The 3,943-nt window shown below is 39.9% G+C and carries 3 protein-coding genes and 1 pseudogene; all 4 read right to left on the bottom strand.

The window, feature by feature from the left end; all coding sequences use genetic code 11:
- Positions 1 to 78: 78 nt before the first annotated feature.
- Positions 79 to 1,011 (bottom strand): annotated as a pseudogene (locus ACN6OV_RS11590) (RNA-guided endonuclease InsQ/TnpB family protein); the annotation flags it as partial.
- Between the two features lie 132 nt (positions 1,012 to 1,143).
- A complete protein-coding gene (locus ACN6OV_RS11585; RefSeq protein ID WP_427953103.1) occupies positions 1,144 to 1,938 on the bottom strand; it encodes an alpha/beta fold hydrolase in 795 nt (264 codons plus the stop codon).
- A gap of 135 nt (positions 1,939 to 2,073) precedes the next feature.
- Positions 2,074 to 3,564, bottom strand: a complete 1,491-nt coding sequence (locus ACN6OV_RS11580) for a flavin-containing monooxygenase (protein WP_427953101.1) — start codon at positions 3,562 to 3,564, stop codon at positions 2,074 to 2,076.
- Positions 3,565 to 3,767: 203 nt separating this feature from the next.
- Positions 3,768 to 3,943: bL17 family ribosomal protein (locus ACN6OV_RS11575; RefSeq protein WP_427953105.1), on the bottom strand; the 176-nt coding region annotated here is incomplete at its 5' end.

Raw genomic sequence — 3,943 nt, 5'->3', positions numbered from 1 at the left:
TTTCTATGACTTTGTCTTTAAAATCTTTTGAATATCCCATATCTCTATTGTTCTATAGTTTTTAGGATTTAGCTATATCCTACCTTTCGGACTACTTGCGGTGATCTCACCGCAACACGAACAGATTTGGGAGGTGAAACTCTCATTGACTTCTTCAAACAATACGCCTGCGTTCTCGCATTTATACTTGAGCATTGTTTTTAGTGCCGAAAATCCTGTGTCTAAAACAGATTTCGCCATTTTAGTTTTTACGAGTCTCTTGGCACTGAGATCACCAACAACAATCAATGCATTTTCCTTAACAAGCAGGGTACTTGCCTTATGCAAATGATCTTTACGACAATTTGCAATCTTAGCGTGTAATGCACGTACATGCTTCTTGTTGTTTGCTCGTTGAGCAATAGCTAGTTTCTGTTCATATTTTCGATAGAATTTAGGATTTGAAATCACTGTACCATCTGAACACGTAGCAAGATCTTTTAACCCTAGATCAATACCTATGGCTTTAGTTGAAGTCGGTTTATCTTGCTTTGCTGTATTTACCACAAGGCACACATACCAACGCCCACGGCTATCCTCAACAAATGAGCCTGTTCTAACGCTGTATTTGCTTAAGCCGTAGCTATCCCAAATTTTGAATTGATGTTTACCATATTGAACATATCCATCAGCGTATTTGATCGCTACTTTCTTAAACGGTATCCATCCAAGTGATCTTCTTGCAGATTTCTTGTTACTCACACGCCATTTAAGTTTGGCTTTTTTGAACTGCTTTCTGCGTGTGACTAATTCTTCGGTGACAGCCTGAATGGTTTGGCTGTGCAAATTAAGCAGTTTTGATGCGCCTTTGGTGTATTGAGCAATATCAAATGCAGATAGAAATCCACCTGTTCTTTTTAGGTGTTTAAAGCTTAAATCATTCACATAATTCCAAACAAAATTCACCTCAGATGCTAATTGAATCAGCACCTTTGCATGTTGGTCTTTTATGCGAAGTTTAAGTGTTTTCATGTGCTTATTTTAACAATAATATTTTAAGTAATGAGCAACAAAGATATTTAATACGACATTCCATGTCGTATGGCTTACGCCAGTCACTTATATCCATGCCTTTAAAGACACGGTTTTACGCTCGATTTGATCTTATTCCAAGTCTTGTACAAACGCTGCAATTAAAGCAATAACCAATTCAGGCTGCTCTTTATGCGGCATATGATGCAAGCCTTCTAATATCTGTAGTTCTGCCTGTCCGCCAATCCCTGCAAAAATTTGCTGTGGCTGTGCTGTGGTTCCATACTCATCCAACTCCCCATGAATCACCAAAGTTGGACAATCGACCTCACTCACAATAGCAGCCAAATTCCAATCACGAAAAGCCGGTGATAACCACGTTTCTGTCCATGCATTTAATACCCACTGTGCTTTATCACCATGATAACGGGCTAAACGATCAATTTGTCCCGCCTGCTCAAAGCCCAATTTGGCTTCACGTATCCCCGCTAAAGTCAGTTCTTCAACTTCAAATTGTGCTGCAATCGTGATGAGACCAACGCAACGTTCCGGATAAGTAGCCGCAATTACCACAGACATGCCACCACCAACGCTATGCCCCATAATCAAAAATTGATCAATATGAAAATGGTCGAGTACCGTTTTAAAGACTTGCTCAGCTTCTGTGATGACAAAATCGACGTTTAAAAGATCTGGATGTGGACTGGATTGTCCAAAACCCAAACGGTCATACGCATAGACTGTTCGCCCAGTTGCTGCCGCCAATTGACGTGGAAAATCACGCCATAAATCCACACTCCCCAGTGAATCATGCATTAAAACAATCGGTGCTAGGTCACTCTCTTTATGAGTTGGACACCATATTTTGACATAAATTTTCTGATTTTTAGCTGCAATAAATGTGCTCGTTTCCTGAATATTATCCACGGTATTCCTTTACGCTAAATGGTCACGAAGAAGCATCATCCAATAGTTTAGCGATGAAATAAAGTACTATACATTAGACGCAAAGGTCATAAAAAAGGGAGTAATCATACTCCCGATCTAACTTCAATGAAAAACTTAGGACACAAGTCGTGGTTTATTTGTCTGCTGATCAGATTTTTTTGCAAATTTCAGCACACCATCTTCAAATGACGCATGTTTCAATTCTTTACGATCCGCCAAATAATTATTGCTGACTTTCCAAGGCGCATGCTTACCTTGTTTCGGCATGACATCTGCTGCACGCGCAATATAACCCGAAGTTAAACTACCCATCACCGTATCCTCGAGCAATTCAGTTGCATCCCCCTGAGGAATTACTTGGTTAAAACCTTGGCTATCCATATAGTTCAATAATTTACAAATATATTCAGAAGCAATATCAACTTTTAAAGTCCATGAAGCATTGATATAACCAATAATCATTGCCATATTCGGTACATCACTCACCATAATACCGCGGTACAGCATGTGTTTTGAGGTATCTAAAGGCCGACCATCAATCGTCGCCTGAATTCCGCCAAGAATTTGAATATTTAGGCCTGTCGCAGAAACAATAATATCAGCATCCAAATGTTTACCTGATTTGAGTTGCACACCCGTTTCAGTGATGTGATCAATTTGATCCGTTTCAACCGATGCACGACCTTCACGTAAAATCTTAAATAAATCGCCATCTGGCACAACGCAAAGACGTTGATCCCAAGGGTTATAATCTGGGGTAAAGTGTTTCATATCTACTTTACCTTTTAACTGCAACTCAATGGATTTGAGTAAAAATTTACGCAGTAATTTAGGTTGTTTTTGCGCGACAGCATACACGGCACGTTGCACACCAATATTACGCGCACGTGTAAGTTTATAGGCAAGATCTTCAGGCAGCACCTTACGCATCTTGTCATAAATCAGATCCACAGACGGAATCGATGCAATATAAGTCGGTGAGCGTTGCAACATAGTCACATGCTCTGCTCCGCCCTTCGCCATCGCAGGAACTAACGTGATCGCGGTTGCACCACTGCCAATAATGACCACTTTCTTACCGGTATAGTTAAAATTTTCAGGCCAATGCTGAGGGTGAATAAATGTGCCTTTAAAGCATTCTTGTCCTGCAAAATCGGGCTGGAAACCTTGATCATAGTTATAATAACCCGTGCAACCAAAAACAAAATTTGCGACCCAAATGTGTTGTTTCTTTTTCGCATCTTCAATTACCACCGACCATTTACCTGTCGATGAATCATAATTGGCACTAAGCACACGGTGTTGAAAATGAATTTTTTGTTTCAGATTAAACTCATCAATAACTTCTGATAAATAGCCTTTAATGGATGGGCCATCTGCCAATACACTAGCTTTTTTCCACGGTTTAAAATTAAAACCAAAAGTCGACATATCCGAATCAGAACGAATCCCCGGATACTGAAATAAATCCCAAGTGCCGCCAAAACTTTCACGGCGCTCAATAATTTCAAATGAACGATTTGGACATTGTTTCGATAAATGTGCTGCTAAACCCACACCCGAAATCCCTGCACCAACAATTAAAATATCAACCTGCTTTTCCATATTGTTCTTTTAACCTACCTTTGATTTAGATTTATTAAAACATATTTTTGACAATGGGCAATGTCAGGTTTATGCAAATCACACATTTTTTTTATCTTTAAGGGACAATAATCAAGATTGTCAGACAATCATTTCTTACAAGCATTAAAAAAGGCCGGTTAAAAACCGACCTTTTTGAACAACGTACGCTGCTCTTCACGAAATTAGTTAACTTCGCGATCTACTAGCTCAACGTAAGCCATCGGCGCAGCATCACCTGCACGGAAGCCCGCTTTAAGAACACGTAGATAACCGCCGTTACGCTCTTTGTAACGAGGGCCAAGAACGGTAAATAATTTACCAACAGTTGCTGCTGAACGAGTACGAGCAAACGCTAAGC

It is taken from the genome of Acinetobacter sp. (assembly GCF_050285345.1).
Classification (GTDB): domain Bacteria; phylum Pseudomonadota; class Gammaproteobacteria; order Pseudomonadales; family Moraxellaceae; genus Acinetobacter.
This window is presented reverse-complemented; position numbering and strand designations above follow the sequence as displayed.